Origin of the sequence: Mycobacterium sp. 012931 (genome assembly GCF_000419295.1) — a bacterium.
Lineage (GTDB): Bacteria > Actinomycetota > Actinomycetes > Mycobacteriales > Mycobacteriaceae > Mycobacterium > Mycobacterium marinum.
The window spans coordinates 3,533,134-3,550,307 of sequence record NZ_AOPX01000001.1 but is presented as its reverse complement, the minus strand read 5'-3'; the positions used below and the strand labels follow the sequence as shown (position 1 = coordinate 3,550,307).

Here is a 17,174-nt window from a genome sequence, read left to right as displayed (position 1 = left end):
TTGTGAGTCACCTGCGGGTTTGCCTACCGAGGCGGCCGAATTTGCATCGACCGCGTACTCTCTGTCAAGACAAGCCGATGGAGACCACACTATTCTGGTCATTTCCGGCGCTGCCCACACCAGCACACCAGGGCCCCTTGGTGCGCGCTGGCGGTGGCTGAGGGCGTCGGGCTCCGGAAACGATTGAGGTGCGAAGTTTTGGATACAATACTTGGGCTATCAGTAACGCCGACCACCGTCGGGTGGGTCCTCGCTGAAGGACACGGTGCCGATGGCGCCATCCTCGATCACCACGAGTCGCAGTTGCACGGTTCTCGCGGCATGCGCATCGTGCACACCGCCGAGCAGGTCGCCGATGAGGTTTGGCACGCGAAAGAGGTTGCCAGCGGTGCGGGCCATCGCCTGCGCATGATCGGCGTGACCTGGAGCGACGAGGCATCCGCGCAGGCCGCGCTGCTGCTCGAGGCACTCACCGACGCGGGTTTCGACAACGTTGTGCCGGTTCGGCTGCTTGACGCGGTGGAGACGCTGGCCGAAGCGATCGCACCGGTTATCGGCTATGACCAGACCGCGGTCTGCATCCTCGAGCACGACTGGGCAACCGTTGTGATGGTTGATACCCAAGACGGGAAGACTCAAACCGCCGTCAAGCACGTTCGAGGCGGATTCGACGGCCTGAATTCCTGGCTGACCGGAATGTTCGACCGCGGTGCGTGGCGCCCCGCCGCCGTCGTGGTCGTCGGTTCGGACACCGACGTTGAAGAATTCTCTTGGCAGCTCGAAAAGGCTCTGCCAGTGCCGGTTTTCGCACAGACGATGGCCCAGGTGACAATTGCGCGCGGCGCAGCGCTGGCGGCCGCCCAGAGCACCGATTTCACCGACGCCCGGCTGATCGCAGACGTCAGCGAACCCGCCCCGGCACCCAAGCGGTCGCTGCACTACGCCGGAGCGGCAACCACCCTGGCGGCCGCCGCGGTGACCTTCGTTGGGTCGCTATCACTGGCGATCGGTCTGCAGCTCACCCCGGAAAGGCATCACACAGCCACCGGTCACGCGGGACACAAGCCAACGCCTGAGATCGTAGAAGCGGTCGCCCCCGTTGTGCCGATGCCCGCGCAACCAGAGCCGTCCGCTCCTCATCAGGCACCGGCCCCCGGTGCGGGGCAGGAGCCCATTCGTCTTACCGCCGGTGAGCAGATCACCGACGCCGCGCCGGTCGAACAACCTGGCGGGGAGGCACCGCAGTCCGAGCCCGCGGATGGATCACCGATGTTGACCCGAGTGCTTACGCACATCCCCGGCAGCTACGGCGAAGAAGAGGGCTCTCGCCCACCTGAGTAGTCCGCCACCTTGGTCAGGCTCACTCGAAGGGCTCGCGTGGACCCATGTCGAGCCGAAACGGCGGGTACTCGTCGCGCATCAACCCGGCATAGGCGTGCACCCGCAGGCTCCAACGGTTGACCCCGATCAACAGGTTGTACAAGCCATCGGGGTAGCGCCCGGTGAACAACAGCGCTATCGCGGCGCTAACCACCACAATCACCACCAGCGACGGCAGCATTACACCGCCTAATTCATGCCGGCCAAGCATGACCACGCGCCAGCCGCCGGAAAAGAAGGCGGCCAATATCAGGTAGTGGGGAATGGCCAGCAGCCACCACTTGATCAACACCAGACCGCGATGTAGGCGCTGCGGATACTCAACGTCCAGATCGGCAGGGTACTGCGGGTTCTCCCGCAGACTGAATGGCGGATAGCGGTCGGTGCCCAACACCGTCAGCGCGTAAAACGCGACCCGCCACCGCCACCGCATGACGCCGACGTTGAAATCAAACAGCGGCCGTGGATATCTGCCGGTGAGCAGGATCGCGAAAAAGGCAATCACGGTGGCCACGAAGGCGCCCAGATACAGGAAAACCAGGACGATGTAGTGCGGAATCGCCAAGATCCACTTGATCAGCCATTGCCAACGTGACAATGCGGGATCGATATCCCCCCTTACCCGGACCAGATAGGCAGTTGGTTGCGTCATCGACGGCTCCTTCGACTACACGTACTGGTCATCACGCTCTTGCACACCACGAAGCAGGGCTCCGGCGTTCCCTGCACCACGAAGGCTACTGCCGAGCAAGCCACCAAGCACCAGAAGCCTTTCAGCGCGGGCGGCCGTACGGCGGCCACCGGAGCGGTAACACATTGTCTTCCAGCGGTTTATCGGCGGCCGGCAAACCGTTCATCAACCATTCTTGGCCCGCACGGCGCTGAATGAGATCGTCACCTCATCGGCAACCTGCAGCGATCCCATCAGCAGTGAGTAAGGCTTGACACCGTAGTCGGACTGGCGAACCACCGTTTCGGTGGACATGCGCCATGAATCGCCCAGATCATCTGTGTGCAAGTCGATTACGTGCTGATGCGACGTTCCGTGAATATGCAATGCCCCACTGAGCCGGTAACCATCCGCGGTCTTCTCGATGGCATCGGCGGAGAATTCGATGCGCGGAAACCGATCGGCGCGCAACGATTTCAGTGCATTGGACCGCACCAGGACCTTCTCCGGCCCGGAAAGCCCCTTGACTCCGCCCTCGCCGCGTAGCACCTCTAGCGAATCCACCTCGACAATGAGCTCTGCGGCGCTGGGCTCGTCAGCTACCCAATTCACCGTCGCTTGCCAGCGGGTCATCGCAATGGTCAGTCGATGGCCCATTTTCGCTGCCCGTCCCGCGACACCAGTGCCGATGAGTAGCTCGCCGTCGGAAGCGTCCAGGGTCCACACAGCCTCGCTCACAACACGACTGTATTCGCTTGGCCTGGCCCTTACATGGCCAGGACCGTGCGATAGCGCGTCCGGCCTTGCTCCATCGCCTCATAGCCATCGGCGGCCTGCGCGAGCGGTCGCTCTTCGATCCAGGCCCGCACACCGGACAAGACCGCGAAATGCATGGTGTCCTCCACGTCTTTAGCGGTACCGGATGGGTGACCCGTGACGCTGAGGCCGGGGTTGATCAGCTGGACCGGGCTGATCGGTAGCGGATCAGCCGTCACGCCGATGACGACCAGCTCGCCGCGGGGAAGAAGTCCGCCCACCGTTTCAGCCATAGCTGCCGAATTGCCAGCGGTCGCCAACACGACCGCGGCACCGCCGATCCGTCGCAATCCTTCCGCTACGTGACCCGTGGTGGAATCGATGTAATGGTGGGCTCCCAGCTGGCGTGCATCCTCGGCCTTGGCACTACCGCGAGCGATCGCCACAGTCTCAAAACCCATGGCACGACAGAACTGTAGCCCCAGATGGCCCAGACCTCCGACACCGAGCACCGCCACCCGATCGCCCGGCCGTGCCCGGGTGTGACGCAACGCGTTGTACGTCGTGACGCCGGCGCAACCCATTGGAGCCGCCTCGGCGTCGGAGAGCTCTGCCGGAATGCGAGCCAGCGCGGTGGCCGGCACCGTCACCGATTCCGCATAGCCACCGGGATACTGCCAGCCTGGAACCTTCATCTTGGAGCAGTGGATGAACATTCCCTTGCGGCAGGGATCGCAGTGGTTACAGTTTCCGCCGAACCAACCGACAGCGACGCGGTCGCCAACTGCGAAATCCTCAACCCCATTCCCGATTTCGGCTATTCTTCCGGCGATCTCGTGTCCAGGCGTCAGCGGCCAGCCCAGGCCTGGAAAGGCCCCGTGCACAAATGCCCGGTCGGTGCCGCAAATACCACACGCAGAAACTGATATACGCACCTCGCCATCAGCCGGCGGAGCAGTATCGACATCAACCAGCTGTAGGGGCCCGCCCGCCACACCAATTTGGACAGCTTTGTGGGTTGCCATCAGCTCGCCTCTACTATTCGTTTGTCAGTGCGCGACAGGACATTTCCCGGATGAATCGCTGTGGTAGTCGACCTGCCAGTGTTTGATTCCATTCAGCCAGCCCGACCGTAGCCGCTCTGGCCGGCTGATCGATTCCAGATCCGGCATCACATCGGCGATCGTATTGAACATCAGGTCGATCGTCATCCGGGCCAGATTAGCCCCGATGCAATAGTGCGCGCCGGTACCGCCAAAACCCACGTGTGGGTTGGGGTCGCGCAGGATGTTAAACGTATACGGGTCATCGAATACGTCTTCATCGAAATTGGCGGAGCGGTAGAACATCACCACCCGCTGGCCCTTTTTGATCCGCACCCCCGACAGTTCATAGTCTTCCAGGGCGGTGCGCTGGAACGAGGTCACCGGAGTCGCCCAGCGCACGATCTCGTCGGCGGTGGTGACAGGACGCTCCCGTTTGTACAGCTCCCACTGATCGGGGAAGTCGGTGAAGGCCATCATGCCCTGGGTGATGGAGTTGCGGGTGGTTTCGTTGCCGGCCACCGCCAGCAGGATGACGAAGAAGCCGAACTCGTCGTCGGAGAGCTTGTGGCCGTCAATGTCGGCCTCGACCAGCTTGGTGACCAGATCCTGGCCCGGATTCTTCGCCCGGTCGGCCGCCATCTGCATGCCGTACATGATGAGTTCGACGGAAGCGGTCAGAGCATCGTTGGTAGCGAACTCTGGATCTTGGTCTCCGACCATCTCGTTGGACCAGTGAAAAAGCTTCTTGCGGTCTTCCTGCGGTACGCCCATCAAGCCAGCGATGGCTTGCAGCGGCAGTTCGCAAGACACCTGCTCCACAAAGTCCCCCCGCCCCTCGGCCGCGGCTGCCTCGACGATGCGCCGAGCGCGCTCTCTGAGGTCGTCGCGCAGCCGCTCGACCGCCCTTGGGGTGAATGCGCGCGAGACGATCTTGCGCAGCCGGGTGTGTTGCGGTGCGTCCATATTGAGCAGCACGAACTTGCCGCGTTCGATCTGCTCATCAACCGTGCCGTCTTTATAGCGGGGGAGCGCGGTCTTTTGCAGGCTGGAAAAGACATCGCTGCGCAGCGAGATCTCCTTGACGTCCTTGTGCTTTGTCACCACCCAAAAACCGCCGTCGTCGAACCCACCGCAGCCCGTCGGCTGTTCGTTCCACCAGATGGGCGCGGATCGACGCATCTCGGCGAGTTCGGCTTCCGGTAACCGCTCCGCGTAGATGTCGGGGTCGGTGAAATCGAATCCGGGAGGCAGATTGGGGACCGACGTGGCGGTTGGCTCGGCAGCTGGCATAAGGCCACTCCTCGATGCGAATTCTGTTAGTCGTCGTCTATTGCCCATAATCCATTGCTCCACCGCGGTTGGGAAGAACTCCGACCAGATCCGCGAAGAGAAATTGCAACGCGTTCAGCCGCCAGGATTTCCTGACACGTCCGAGACCGAAACGAGTTCACGAGTCCCGACCGGCGTCGAAGAGACACCGCGCGAACCCCCCACGGCGACGAGCGCGCTTGCCCACCGCGGCCAGCGCCGACCGGCCCGACACGGCGGATATCGGCGCCGCAGTACACCGAAGGCACTGGTCAAATCCGTCTGGCAGGCCACCCGAGCCCCCGGCCTCGCCGCCGGTGACGGCGGATGGTCGCCGCCTTGTCCCACACCGTCGGCTTTGCTATCCAATCTTGTGGGCCAGGCCACAATCGTTATGCTTTGGGAAAGCTTGCCGGTGCCACGAAGGGGTGGAAGATGATTCGGGAACTGCTCGCCGCCGCGGCAATCATCGGGTGCCGCGATCGGTGTAGCACCTGTCGCCATGGCCGACCAGCCGCATTACGAGGGTGACGTGCCAGGGATGAACTACGACGCCTCATTGGGTGCGCCCTGCGACAACTACGAACGCTTTATCTTCGGACGCGGCACCAGCGGCCAAGCCGAGGCGTGCCATTTCCCGCCGCCCAACCAGTTCCCGGCCGCCACCACCGGCTACTGGGTAATCTCCTATCCTCTGTACGGGGTCCAGCAGACCGGAGCGTCGTGCCCGGGTCCGAATTCCGCCGCCCAGACCGAAGACGGCTTGCCGATGCTCTGTCGGGGTGCCCAGGGATGGCAGGCCGGATGGTTTACCGGAGCGGGCTTCTTTCCCCCCGAGTGATCCAGTGACCTGATCCGATGACGCCCGAGGCGCAGCAAGCCGAATCGCCGATCCCGCGGTGGTTACGGTTTGTCCTCGCGTCGGATCGGGCGGGCTCGGCGTGGTACATCGGGGCCGGATTCTTTTTCGCGCCAGTGTTGGTTTTGTTGTCAGGGCTCCGGCGTTCCCTGGTTTTGTTGTCCCCGTGGCCGGCGGCTACCGCGGTCCTGTGGTGGATCATCGGGCTCGCCGGGCTGTGGCTGGGTCTGCTTGGAATAGCGATGGCGGTTGGGCTGGCCCGGGTGTTGCGGTCCGGTGACGAGATCCCGGAACAATACTGGCGCACCCTGGTCGACTACTGACTCTGGCATGTTCGAGGCGAATTCGCCGGGACTACAGTCGTATCAAGCATCCACCAACGAAAAGGAGCCTCCGATGGCCATCAATCCCAAAGATGCAGTCAACGCGGCCAGGGACATCGCGACCAATGCCGTCGAGAAGGCCTCCGACATTGTCGAGAACGCCAGTGACATCATCCGCGGCGACGTCTCCGGGGGAGCCAGCGGCATTGTGCAGAACTCGATCGACATCGCGACCCACGCGGTCGACAAGGTCAAAGAGGTGCTCATCGGCAAGGACGACGACCTGGACTAGTCCCGGCTGGCAGTTACCGACACCAGGCTCGGCGGGCCGCGCGACTGCCGTCAGACGGCGGCGGCGTTGAGTTCGTCGAGCCTGTTGGTTGCCTCGAGATATTCCTGCACCCATCTCTCGATGACGGTGGCAGCCTTCTCGACCTTGGTGAACTGTCCGACCACCTGACCAACCGGATTGAACGCGACGTCCACGGTTTCGTTCGGGTACTTGTTGGTGGCCCGCACCGCCATGCCGGAGACCATGTACTGCAGTGGCATGCCTAGCGGCTTCGGGTTGTCCGCTTGCTCCCACGCCTCGGTCCAATCGTTGCGCAGCATCCGGGCCGGTTTTCCGGTGAACGAGCGGCTACGGACCGTGTCGCGGCTGGATGCCTTGGCGTATGCCGCTTGTTGCACTGGGGTGTTGGAGGCCTCCTCGACCATCAGCCACTGCGAACCCGTCCATGCCCCTTGGCATCCCAGCGCAAGGGCCGCGGCGATCTGCTGGCCACTGCCGATACCGCCGGCAGCCAGGACGGGGACCGGTGCCACTTCCTTGACGACTTGCGGCCACAAGACAATCGAGCCCACCTCACCGCAGTGCCCGCCGGCCTCGCCACCCTGGGCGATGATGATGTCGACGCCCGCGTTCGCGTGCTTGCGGGCCTGCGAGGGCGAGCCGCACAAGGCGGCAACCTTGCGGCCTCGCTCATGAATATGCGCGATCATCTCCGCCGGAGGGGTGCCGAGCGCATTGGCGATCATCGTCACCTTCGAGTGCTTGAGTGCCACTTCCACCTGGGGAGTGGCCGTCGCCTCGGTCCAGCCGAGCAACTGCAGACTGTCCTCGTCGGCGTCCTCAATTGGGACACCGTGATCAGCGAGGATCTTGCGGGCAAAGTCCAGATGCTGTTGCGGAACCATTGACCGCAACGTGTTGGCCAGTTCCTCCGCCGACAGGTGCGAGTCCATGCCCTCGTACTTGTTGGGGATGACGATGTCAACGCCGTAGGGGTGATCGCCGATGTGCTCGTCGATCCAGTTGAGCTCGATCTCTAGCTGTTCGGGGGTAAATCCAACCGCCCCCAGGACGCCGAAGCCCCCGGCCTTGCTGACCGCGACGACAACATCGCGGCAGTGCGTGAACGCGAAGATTGGAAACTCAATGCCAAGTTCGTCGCATATGGCGGTGTGCATGCCTGCTCCCCGGAAACTAACGGACGATGACGGAATTGGAACGTGTTCTAGTTTAGTACGCCCACCGGCGGCCTGACCAGCGGCCCAGGTTCAGGCCGGATTCGGGCCGGCAAACCGGCGCTGAGCACCGATGACCCGACCCGATTCGGCTACGACATGTCGTTGACCACCCACAGAATGAGGAACGCCAACATGCAGCCAAAGCAAAACAGGTGATCCCGCAGGATCGACCGTGCAACACGTGCCTGCGCGGACGGCGGGCCCGATCGCCTTCCGAGCCGAACCGCGTTGGGCAAGGTACGGGTGAGCGCCAAGACGATCGGGCCACCGGCAAGCGCCGCCGATAGCACCAGCAGCCAGCCGGCGTCGTGCCCCAGAGCCGCACGAAATCCTAAGGTGCCCAACAGGATCAACATCACCAGAGCAATCAGATGCCCCATCGGCCGCGATGTGGTGGTCGCGCGCCAGTAATAGCTCGAGATCGATTCCAGCACCGACTCGGGAAGTCGATCGGGGGAATTTCGCCGGAACACAACCTGACTGTCGAATATCAGGTCCATCCACAAGATCGCGAGCAGAAAGCCGCTACAAGCGGTGAGTACCGTCGCCACGATAGTTACCCGCCAGGCACACAATGCCGCCCATCATCGATCTGTCGCGCATCCCAATGTGCAGGCTACGCGGGCCGTCGGGTGCGCGCTAGAACTCATCGCGATCACCGCCGACCCACCCCGCAGTCATCCAATTATTAGTGTCGGCAGGACAACTGGACATACCGTCCTATATGGTATTGTCAGTTTCGGAGTTGGCTGCAGGGCGCACCGCGCTCCACCGCTTCCGGTCTGGTCGAAGGCAATCGGTGCGAGGAGAACGTGATGTCGTTTGTGGTGGCCTCCCCTGAATACGTGGCAGCGGCGGCGTCGGACTTGGCCGGCATCGGTTCTGCGCTCAGCACAGCCAATGCGGCGGCGGCGGCCCCGACGATCGAGGTCCTGGCCGCCGGCGCTGATGAGGTATCGGCTGCAATCGCGGCATTCTTTGGTGCGCACGCGCAGGCCTATCAGGCGTTGAGTGAGCAAGCCAGCGCGTTTCACCTGCAGTTTGTGCAGGCAATGACCGCCGGCGCGGGGGCTTATGCCGGCGCCGAGGCCGTAAATGCTTCGCCCCTGCAGGCGGCGCTCGACGTGCTGAATGCGCCTGCCCAGGCACTGTTCGGACGCCCGCTGATCGGCGACGGCGCTGGCGGGGCGCCCGGGCAATCCGGCGGCGACGGCGGACTCCTGTACGGAAACGGCGGCAACGGGGGCAACGGCGGAGTGGGCCAGGCCGGCGGCGCTGGCGGGGCCGCGGGGTTGATCGGTAACGGCGGTAGCGGTGGTATCGGCGGGCCTGGGACCACCGGTTTGGCTGGCGGGGCCGGCGGGTCCGGTGGGTGGCTGTTCGGAAACGGCGGCACCGGCGGGCGGGCTGTTGTTCGGCAACGGCGGGGCCGGGGGCGGTGCCCCGTGGGGCGGCGCGAACGGCGGGGCCGGGGGTGATGCTCGGCTGATCGGCAACGGCGGAGGCGGCGGCTACGAGGGCAGCCTGGGTGTCCTGAGCGGGGGGACTGCTGGCGCCGGCGGTAGCGGCGGTTGGTTCGTCGGCACTGGCGGTGACGGCGGCTCCGGGGGGACCGTGATCGGAAACGGCGGCGATGGTGGCGCCAGCGGGGCAACGATTGGCTTTACTCCCGGCGCTGGCCCGGGAGGTGACGGCGGCAACGCTGTCGGGCTGATCGGCAACGGCGGCGCCGGCGGTGCCGGCGCGGCCGGCCTCTCTGGCGTAACGGGCGGGATCGGCGGCAACGGCGGCAGCGGCGGCCTGGGCGACTCGGGCGGGTCCGCCGGCGCGGCTGGTGCGGGCGGGTTGATCGGCAATCCGCTTGACGTGGTCAATGCTCCTACCGAGACGCTGCTGGGTCGCCCATTGATCGGGGACGGCGCCGACGGAGCGCCGGGTGAATCCGGTCAGGACGGCGGGCTGTTGTATGGCAACGGGGGCAACGGTCTATCCGGTCAGGCCGGGGGCGCCGGTGGCGCCGCGGGGCTGATTGGCAACGGTGGCAATGGCGGGATCGGCGGGCCCGGTACCACCGGAATGTCCGGCGGCGCGGGCGGTGCTGGCGGGTGGCTGATCGGCAATGGCGGCCATGGTGGGATCGGCGGGCTCGGCATCGGCATCGGGGATTCGGGCGGCGCCGCGATTGGATTGTTCGGCAACGGCGGTACCGGTGGAACCGGGGGTTACAACCAAGCCTTCGGCGCGGTCAGCGGGGTTGGCGGCGCCGGGGGCGCTGGCGGCCAGTGGTACGGCAACGGCGGCGATGGTGGCACCTCCTGGGGCGGAGCCGCTGCCGGAGCCGGCGGTGACGCTGGCCTGATCGGCAACGGCGGCGACGGCGACTCCGCGGGTGTTCTTCGGCAGAACGGCATAGGCGGCCATGGCGGCGCCGGGGGATCGCTGTTCGGCGATGGCGGCGACGGCGGGTCCGCCGGCTTTCAAAGCACCGCCGGCGACGGCGGTAACGCCGGGCTGGTCGGCAACGGCGGCAATGGTGGCTGGGCGATCTACAACAGCTTCGCCGGCGATGGTGGTTCGGGGGGGACAGCCATCGGCAACGGTGGCGACGGCGGCGCCAACATTGTCAGCAGCGGGTTCATCCTCGGTGCGGGCGGTGGCGGCAACGGTGGCAATGCGGTGGGGCTGATCGGCAACGGCGGAGCCGGCGGCACCGGGGCGGACGGCTTTAGCACTGCCCTAGGAAGTGACGGCGGCAATGGCGGGACCGGGGCCTGGCTGCTCGGCAACGGCGGAGCAGGTGGGTCCGGTGGTTCCACCGCGGGTGTTCATCCTGCCGGCGACGGCGGCAATGGCGGAATGTCAGCGCTGATCGGCAATGGCGGCGCCGGCGGCAGCGCCGGGGTCAGCCCCACCGGTGTCTTCCCCAGCAACGGCGGCAGCGGCGGCAACGCCCAGTTGATCGGCGACGGCGGCGACGGCGGCCGGGGGGATTCCGGCGGAACCGGTGGCGCCGGCGGCACAGGTGGATCTCTGGCCGGCCACGATGGGTCCGACGGAGACTGAGATGCCTGCCGCTTATTGATAGCGGTTGCCACCATCTGGATGACGCGCCTCGGTGCGCAAGAAATGGCGACTCTTGCTCAGGTACCGCAAGCAACGGTAGCGTTGTGCTGCTAATTACGACACGTCGAGTAGCGTAATTGCGGTCCGCCGAGAGAAAGGCCGAAATGCGAAGTCGTTACGCCGGCCTGCCGTTCGCCACGACCACAGCAGAGATCGCCGCCGCGCTCGAGGACGTAAGCATCCCGACGCTGTTGCTCTCCCTGGTGCACATCACCGGCGATGCCCGTTTCATCCGTGACTTCAAGCCCATGGGTCTATTTCTCAACGAAGTGCAGGGATTCATGTCGGAGGACGACAAGGCCCGAGCACGCACTGAGGCTCTGGCGGTGATCAGCGAGTATCGCGACCAGGGCTGCCCCGAGCCCAAGCCCCTGAGCGGTGAGCTCATCCGGGAAATGCTGGACTGGGCCGCGTGCGAGCACGTCCCCGATGACTACTTGCCTCTGCTCGCTGAAGAGATGGACCTCGAGGGGCTGGACCCACGCCGGCCAGTAGCCCTGCCTTCGGAGAGCGCGGCGGAGTTGCCGGTCATCGTGATCGGCTGCGGCGAATCGGGGATCCTGGCCGGAATTCGCCTCGAGCAAGCCAACATTGCGTTCACGATTGTGGAGAAGAACGCCGGACCGGGCGGAACGTGGTGGGAAAACCGCCAGGGGCCAATCAACAACGCCGGAGCCCTGGGAAAACCGCTATCCCGGCGCGCGTGTTGATGTAGCCAACCATTTCTACTGCTACAGCTTTGAACCCAACAACGATTGGACGCATTTCTTCGCCGAACAGTGGGAGCTGCAGGACTATTTCGCAAAGGCGATCGACACGCACGATCTGGGTCGGCATATCCAGTGGAATACCGAAGCCCTGGGGGCCGAGTGGAACGATGACGACGGAGTCTGGACCGTTCGGCTGCGGTCGGCCGACGGCACCACGCGCACCCTCTCCGCGCGGGCGCTCATCACCGCCGTGGGTCAGCTGAACCGTCCCTATGTCCCGGAATTCGACGGTGCCGACACCTTTGCCGGGCCATCGTTTCACTCCGCAGCCTGGGACCGGTCGGTGGACCTGACCGGTAAGCGGGTCGCCCTGGTCGGCGCCGGCGCCAGCGGTTTCCAGATCGCACCGGCGATCGCCGAGGATGTGGCGCAGCTGTCCGTGTTTCAGCGCACGGCCCAATGGATGTTTCCCAACACCATGTATCACGACGAAGTCGGAGACGGCGTGCGCTGGGCGATGCGCCACCTGCCGTTCTACGGCAGGTGGTACCGATTCCTGCTGCTCTGGCCGGGAGCCGACAAGGGCCTCGACGCCGCCCGTACCGATCCGAACTACGCCGACCAGGACTATGCGGTCAGCGATATCAACGCCGCGGCGCGGATGATGTTCAGCCAGTGGATCAGCAGCCAAGTCGCCGACGGCGACGCGCTATTGAGCAAGGTGCTGCCCGACTATCCGGCTACCGGCAAGCGGACCCTGCAGGACAACGGTAGCTGGCTGGCCACGCTGCAGCGCGACAACGTGGACTTGGTGCGCACTCCGATTCGACGCATCACACCCACCGGCATCGTTACCGAAGACGGCGTGACGCACAGCGTTGACGTGATTGTCTACGCTACCGGCTTTCGGCACACCGATGTGCTGTGGCCGCTGCAGGTCATCGGCCGCAATGGAATCGACCTGCACCGCGTGTGGGGGAGACGGCCCTACGCCTACCTGGGGATCACGGTTCCGGGATTTCCCAATCTCTTTCTCATCTACGGGCCCGGCACGCATCTCGCTCACGGCGGCAGCCTGATCTTTCAATCGGAACTTCAAATGCGCTATATCAACCTGTGCCTGGAACGCTTGGTGGCCGATAGCATTGGTTCACTGGAACCGACTGACGAAGCGGCCGCGGGCTGGCACGAGCGGACGCAAGCCGAGATCAAGAAGATGGTGTGGTCGCACCCGGCCGTCAAGCATTCCTACTTCAAGAACGCCGACGGGGAAATTCATACGGTCAGCCCGTGGCGGCTCAACGAGTATTGGGCCGCGGTACGTCAGCCCGATTGGTCTAAGTTCGTTCTCCGACAAAGAAAGTGAGCACGCCGACATGCGCACCGTAGTCATCGACGGGCCGGGCAGTATCCGCGTCGACAACCGTCCCGACCCGGCACTGCCCGGATCTGACGGAGTCATAGTCGTCGTGAGCGCCGCGGGTATCTGCGGCTCCGACCTGCATTTCTACGAGGGCGAATACCCCCTGGCCGAGCCGGTGGCCCTGGGTCATGAGGCGGTTGGCACGGTGGTGGAGAAAGGACCCGACGTCCACACCGTCGAAGTGGGTGACCAGGTCATGGTGTCCTCGGTGGCCGGATGCGGCGCCTGCGCGGGTTGCGCCACCCGCGATCCGGCGATGTGTGTTTCCGGGCCACAGATCTTCGGATCCGGCGCGCTGGGCGGCGCGCAGGCCGACCTGCTCGCGGTCCCGGCCGCGGACTTCCAGGTGCTCAAGATTCCCGCTGCAATCACCACCGAGCAGGCGTTGCTGCTCACCGACAACCTCGCAACCGGCTGAGCGGCCGCACGCCGGGCCGATATCCCCTTTGGCGCAACGGTGGCAGTCATCGGCCTGGGCGCGGTGGGGCTGTGCGCGGTGCGCAGTGTCCTCGCCCAAGGCGCTGCGACCGTGTTCGCGGTGGATCGAGTGCAGGGGCGCTTGCAGCGGGCCGCCGAATGGGGAGCGACCGCCGTCGCTTCTCCGGCGGCCGAGGCCATTGTCGCAGCGACGAGTGGGCGCGGCGCCGATTCGGTGATTGATGCCGTGGGCACCGACGCATCAATGACCGAATCGCTCAACGCCGTTCGGGCCGGCGGCACCGTGTCCGTTGTCGGCGTTCACGATCTGCAGCCGTTTCCGCTTCCCGCCCTGACCTGCCTGCTGCGCGGCATCACATTGCGACTGACCATCGCACCCGTGCAGCGCACCTGGTCAGAATTGATTCCGTTGCTCGAGTCGGGACGCCTTGATGTGGACGGGATCTTCACCACTTCATTGCCACTGGACGAAGCTGCCAAGGGGTACTCGATTGCCGGTTCCCGGTCCGGCAATGACGTGAAGGTGCTGCTCAAGGTTTAGTAGCGACGATGTACTCGGAGTGCATGATGGCGTCGAGGCGCACATCCACCGCGGGGGGCGTCATTCCATAGCCGGCTTCCAACTCGAGCGTGTTGCGAACAGGTTCGACGACCCACCCGCGCGCCGCCAGCCATTGGGCCGGATTGGTCTTGTCGTCATACGTCAAGGCAGAGAAGTTCACGTCGCCAGACAGATTGACCCCGGGGTGCGTCTGCTCCAGGGCGACGAGCTGATCGTGATCCAACCGCGACCCCAGGGCCCCCGTGGCGATTCGGCTGCCCGGCGCACAAAGGTCATCGATCCGCGCGAATAGGGCATCTTGCGCGTCAGCGGTCAGATATGGCAACAGTCCTTCCACCGACCAGGCGCTGGGCTGACCCGGCTCGAACCCCGCTGCGTGCAGCGTCGCCGGCCAGTCGGTGCGCAGATCCGCCGCTACCTCGTTTCGTCGCGCTTTGGGCTCGACACCATGGCGCTGCAGCACCCGTGCTTTGAACTCGAGAACTTGTGGCAGGTCGATTTCGAATACCGTTGTTCCGGATGGCCATTCGAGCCGATAGGCCCGCGAGTCAAGACCGGCGGCGACGATCACCGCCTGTTTGGTTCCCGCGGCGGCGGCGGAGCGGAAAAAGTCATCGAAAAACCGGGTCTGGACTCCGTAGAGGCGGGGGAACGCGGTTTCGTCCACGGAGGTTGGCGGATGGGCGAGTTGGTCGTTCAAATACGCATCCCCGGACGCCGCGATGAAGTACTTCGCATACTCGTCGGGAGCCAGCGGTTGCGACCCGACCGTGTCCAGCGCGCGCCATCCCGCCACCAGCAATGCGGTGTAACCGACGCCGCTGACGATGTCCCACTGGTCATCGTCGGAACGACGAGATCCATATTCGGATGTAGTCATCGATACCTCCCGCTACGGCGCCAACCTACCGCCGCACGCGATCACAGTTCCAGCATGACGGTCACCGGACCGTCGTTGATGAGCTCAACCTGCATGTGGGCCCCGAAGACACCGGCTTCCACGTGGGCGCCCAGCGCCCGCAAGGCCTCAGCGAACGCGGCCACCAGCGGCTCGGCCACCGCCCTCGGCGCCGCAGCGTTCCACGATGGCCGCCGTCCCTTGACGGTATCGGCGTAGAGCGTGAACTGACTGACCACCAGAATCGGCGCGCCAAGGTCAGAAGCCGATTTCTCGTCGGTGAGAATACGCAAATACCAGAGCTTTTCGGCAAGCCGCCGGGCCTTGTCGCCGTCGTCACCGTGAGTCACACCGACGAAGGCCAGCAGTCCCTGGCCGGGCGGCCGGACGGCGCCGACCACGTCACCGTCGACCGTCACCGCTGCCGAGCACACCCGTTGCACCAGAACCCGTATGGGCCTCGATGCTGCCAGGTCGGGTCGCAGCGCCAAGGGGCCGGTCTGGGTAGGCGCATGTCGCTGTGAGCGTGCGGGTGCCACGTGTTGCGGTGGCGGAAATCCGATCGCTTGGTCTGGCGGTAGCGGCGGCACTGGTGGAAGCAACCGATCTCGCCAATTGCGGACGGCTGTTCTCCCACTGCGGGGCGTATCGTGCTGAGGGCCGGATTCTTGCTGCCGTGGCTGCGGTCCTGGCCGTCGCGGTGCCGAGTACGGCCGTGCCGACCGACAGCGGCTTGACATAGGAGAAAAGCGTGTCTGTGCTTGTCGCGTTTTCCGTTACCCCGATGGGCGTTGGTGAAGGCGTTGGCGAGATCGTGGCCGAAGCGGTTCGGGTGGTTCGCGATTCCGGGTTGCCCAACCAGACGGACTCGATGTTCACCGTGATCGAAGGCGATACCTGGGAAGAGGTCATGGCGGTGGTACAGCGCGCGGTGGAGGCCGTCGCGGCCCGCGCGCCGCGAGTCAGCACCGTGATCAAGGCGGACTGGCGCCGGGAAGCCAGTGACGCAATGACCGGCAAAGTCGCGTCGGTAGAGCGTTACCTAGCTCAGCCCGGCAGCGATCAGCCAGCACCTTAGGCCTGCACTGCAGCGACAAATGCTTTCTCGGCCGCATTTCCGTGCACGGCAAAAACCACCCGCTTTAGCGAACCCGGGTGGTGTCGCCGCACCGCTTCGACCATCAGCCGTGCCGCCCGTTCGAGCGGGAAGCCGCCGACGCCGATGCCAAATGCCACCAAGGCCAGCGAGCGGCAACCGAGCTCATCGGCCTTGCGCAAGGCAGAGCTGGTGGCCCGAGAGATGAGCTCGGACGAGGTAGGACCGCCCAGCTCCATTGTCGCCGCGTGGATCACGTAGCGCGCCGGCATCTCGCCGGCCGTGGTTTCGACCGCTTCTCCGAGCCCGATCGGCGCCTTTTCATTCGATTCACGCTGGATATCCGGCCCACCGGCGCGGGAGATGGCCGCTGCGACGCCACCGGCATGGCGAAGTTGGGTATTGGCGGCGTTGGTGATCGCGTCGAGTTCGAGCTTCGTGACGTCAGCCTGGACTACCTCTAGCTCGATCATGGGCCCATTGTCCGTCGCGCACCGCCGGAAACGCCATCAACCGGCCGGCTTCGGCCAGCCAGCCGCGACGACGCGGACCAAAGCGGAGGGACTGCCACGGCACGGCCTGGAGTCTGATGCCGGTCGAGGCGGCCGCTGAGATAACGTGACAGAACCGAGGAAGTTTGGCTGGCCCACCAGGAGGCACACCGATGGCTCGTCACTGCACACCCCTACCGGCGCGAATCGCATGAGTAGCGATACCGGTGAGCCCGGCGGCCAAGACGGCCAAGGCGGGGCGGGTGGCCGCGGTGGTGCCGGCGGCAGGGGCGGTGCCGGCGGTCCTGGAGGTCAAGGCGGCCGGGGCGGCGACGGCGGACCGGGCGGTGCACCTGGCATAGGTGGTCGGCCCGGCGAGGGTGGTCCGGGCGGCGCCGGCGGCGAACCGGGCCCCGGCGGAACCCCCGGTCAGCCCGGCCAGCCTGGTCAGCCGGGCCAACCGGGTCAACCTGGCGCCCCGGGCCACTAGATCACCTGCAGGCGCTGAGCGCCGAATGTGCGGCCCCGGCCGTCGCACCCCAGCTGGGCATTAATCGACTT

General features: G+C 65.1%; 12 protein-coding genes and 6 pseudogenes. 8 read left to right on the top strand and 10 right to left on the bottom strand.

The window, feature by feature from the left end; all coding sequences use genetic code 11:
• Positions 1-198 precede the first annotated feature (198 nt).
• Positions 199-1,341 carry a hypothetical protein gene (locus tag MMSP_RS15695; RefSeq protein ID WP_015355546.1) on the top strand — a complete coding sequence of 381 codons (1,143 nt, stop codon included), beginning with the start codon at positions 199-201 and terminating at the stop codon, positions 1,339-1,341.
• Here MMSP_RS15695 and MMSP_RS15690 read toward each other — a convergent pair.
• The 4 genes and pseudogenes from MMSP_RS15690 to MMSP_RS15675 form a co-directional block, all read right to left on the bottom strand.
• Positions 1,305-2,032 (bottom strand): annotated as a pseudogene (locus MMSP_RS15690) (DUF4389 domain-containing protein). The gene MMSP_RS15695 and the pseudogene MMSP_RS15690 overlap by 37 nt on opposite strands.
• A gap of 204 nt (positions 2,033-2,236) precedes the next feature.
• A complete protein-coding gene (locus tag MMSP_RS15685; protein ID WP_051153690.1) occupies positions 2,237-2,788 on the bottom strand; it encodes a YceI family protein in 552 nt (183 codons plus the stop codon).
• 29 nt (positions 2,789-2,817) lie between these two features.
• The gene (locus tag MMSP_RS15680; protein WP_020787423.1) at positions 2,818-3,831 is read right to left on the bottom strand and encodes an alcohol dehydrogenase catalytic domain-containing protein; all 1,014 of its coding nucleotides are present in this window, start codon (positions 3,829-3,831) and stop codon (positions 2,818-2,820) included.
• Positions 3,832-3,855: 24 nt separating this feature from the next.
• Positions 3,856-5,142 carry a cytochrome P450 gene (locus MMSP_RS15675; RefSeq protein WP_020787422.1) on the bottom strand — a complete coding sequence of 429 codons (1,287 nt, stop codon included), beginning with the start codon at positions 5,140-5,142 and terminating at the stop codon, positions 3,856-3,858.
• Between the two features lie 453 nt (positions 5,143-5,595).
• On the opposite strand from MMSP_RS15675, the pseudogene MMSP_RS15670 reads away from it, so the two are divergent.
• The 3 genes and pseudogenes from MMSP_RS15670 (at position 5,596) to MMSP_RS15660 (ending at position 6,634) form a co-directional block, all read left to right on the top strand.
• Positions 5,596-6,001, top strand: a pseudogene (locus MMSP_RS15670) (hypothetical protein).
• Between the two features lie 17 nt (positions 6,002-6,018).
• On the top strand, positions 6,019-6,342 hold the full coding sequence (locus tag MMSP_RS15665) for a hypothetical protein (protein WP_036426576.1): 324 nt from the start codon (positions 6,019-6,021) through the stop codon (positions 6,340-6,342).
• 73 nt (positions 6,343-6,415) lie between these two features.
• On the top strand, positions 6,416-6,634 hold the full coding sequence (locus MMSP_RS15660; protein WP_011739344.1) for a hypothetical protein: 219 nt from the start codon (positions 6,416-6,418) through the stop codon (positions 6,632-6,634).
• Positions 6,635-6,684: 50 nt separating this feature from the next.
• Here MMSP_RS15660 and MMSP_RS15655 read toward each other — a convergent pair whose 3' ends face one another.
• On the bottom strand, positions 6,685-7,812 hold the full coding sequence (locus MMSP_RS15655; RefSeq protein WP_020725315.1) for a nitronate monooxygenase: 1,128 nt from the start codon (positions 7,810-7,812) through the stop codon (positions 6,685-6,687).
• Positions 7,813-7,961: 149 nt separating this feature from the next.
• Complete coding sequence (locus MMSP_RS15650; protein ID WP_020787419.1) at positions 7,962-8,423, bottom strand: hypothetical protein; 462 nt, start codon at positions 8,421-8,423, stop codon at positions 7,962-7,964.
• A 264-nt stretch (positions 8,424-8,687) separates the two neighbouring features.
• On the opposite strand from MMSP_RS15650, the pseudogene MMSP_RS29590 reads away from it, so the two are divergent.
• From MMSP_RS29590 to MMSP_RS15630, 3 pseudogenes are all read left to right on the top strand, one after another.
• Positions 8,688-10,935 (top strand): annotated as a pseudogene (locus MMSP_RS29590) (PE family protein).
• A 164-nt stretch (positions 10,936-11,099) separates the two neighbouring features.
• Positions 11,100-13,071, top strand: a pseudogene (locus MMSP_RS15635) (flavin-containing monooxygenase).
• Positions 13,072-13,081: 10 nt separating this feature from the next.
• A pseudogene (locus tag MMSP_RS15630) lies at positions 13,082-14,222 on the top strand (alcohol dehydrogenase catalytic domain-containing protein); the annotation flags it as partial.
• Here the strand turns inward: MMSP_RS15630 and MMSP_RS15625 are convergent.
• A pseudogene (locus MMSP_RS15625) lies at positions 14,103-15,008 on the bottom strand (class I SAM-dependent methyltransferase); the annotation flags it as partial. The pseudogenes MMSP_RS15630 and MMSP_RS15625 sit on opposite strands and share 120 nt — an antisense overlap.
• Before the next feature lie 41 nt (positions 15,009-15,049).
• Positions 15,050-15,481 carry a D-aminoacyl-tRNA deacylase gene (gene dtd, locus MMSP_RS15620; protein ID WP_011740834.1) on the bottom strand — a complete coding sequence of 144 codons (432 nt, stop codon included), beginning with the start codon at positions 15,479-15,481 and terminating at the stop codon, positions 15,050-15,052.
• A gap of 296 nt (positions 15,482-15,777) precedes the next feature.
• On the opposite strand from dtd, the gene MMSP_RS15610 reads away from it, so the two are divergent.
• Entirely contained in the window at positions 15,778-16,104 is a 327-nt protein-coding gene (locus MMSP_RS15610; RefSeq protein WP_012394498.1) for an MTH1187 family thiamine-binding protein, read from the top strand.
• On the opposite strand, the gene MMSP_RS15605 is transcribed toward MMSP_RS15610, so the two are convergent.
• Together MMSP_RS15605 and MMSP_RS27230 are read right to left on the bottom strand one after the other, a co-directional pair.
• Entirely contained in the window at positions 16,101-16,595 is a 495-nt protein-coding gene (locus MMSP_RS15605; RefSeq protein WP_020787411.1) for a macro domain-containing protein, read from the bottom strand. The two genes, MMSP_RS15610 and MMSP_RS15605, sit on opposite strands and share 4 nt — an antisense overlap.
• Before the next feature lie 199 nt (positions 16,596-16,794).
• On the bottom strand, positions 16,795-17,100 hold the full coding sequence (locus MMSP_RS27230) for a hypothetical protein (RefSeq protein ID WP_020787410.1): 306 nt from the start codon (positions 17,098-17,100) through the stop codon (positions 16,795-16,797).
• Positions 17,101-17,174 lie beyond the last annotated feature (74 nt).

Excerpts from the sequence above, each read along its gene's own strand:
- MMSP_RS15680 (WP_020787423.1), bottom strand. The coding sequence starts at position 3,831 with ATGGCAACCCACAAAGCTGTCCAAATTGGTGTGGCGGGCGGGCCCCTA.
- MMSP_RS15675 (WP_020787422.1), bottom strand. The coding sequence starts at position 5,142 with ATGCCAGCTGCCGAGCCAACCGCCACGTCGGTCCCCAATCTGCCTCCC.
- MMSP_RS15665 (WP_036426576.1), top strand. The coding sequence starts at position 6,019 with ATGACGCCCGAGGCGCAGCAAGCCGAATCGCCGATCCCGCGGTGGTTA.
- MMSP_RS15660 (WP_011739344.1), top strand. The coding sequence starts at position 6,416 with ATGGCCATCAATCCCAAAGATGCAGTCAACGCGGCCAGGGACATCGCG.
- MMSP_RS15655 (WP_020725315.1), bottom strand. The coding sequence starts at position 7,812 with ATGCACACCGCCATATGCGACGAACTTGGCATTGAGTTTCCAATCTTC.
- MMSP_RS15605 (WP_020787411.1), bottom strand. The coding sequence starts at position 16,595 with ATGATCGAGCTAGAGGTAGTCCAGGCTGACGTCACGAAGCTCGAACTC.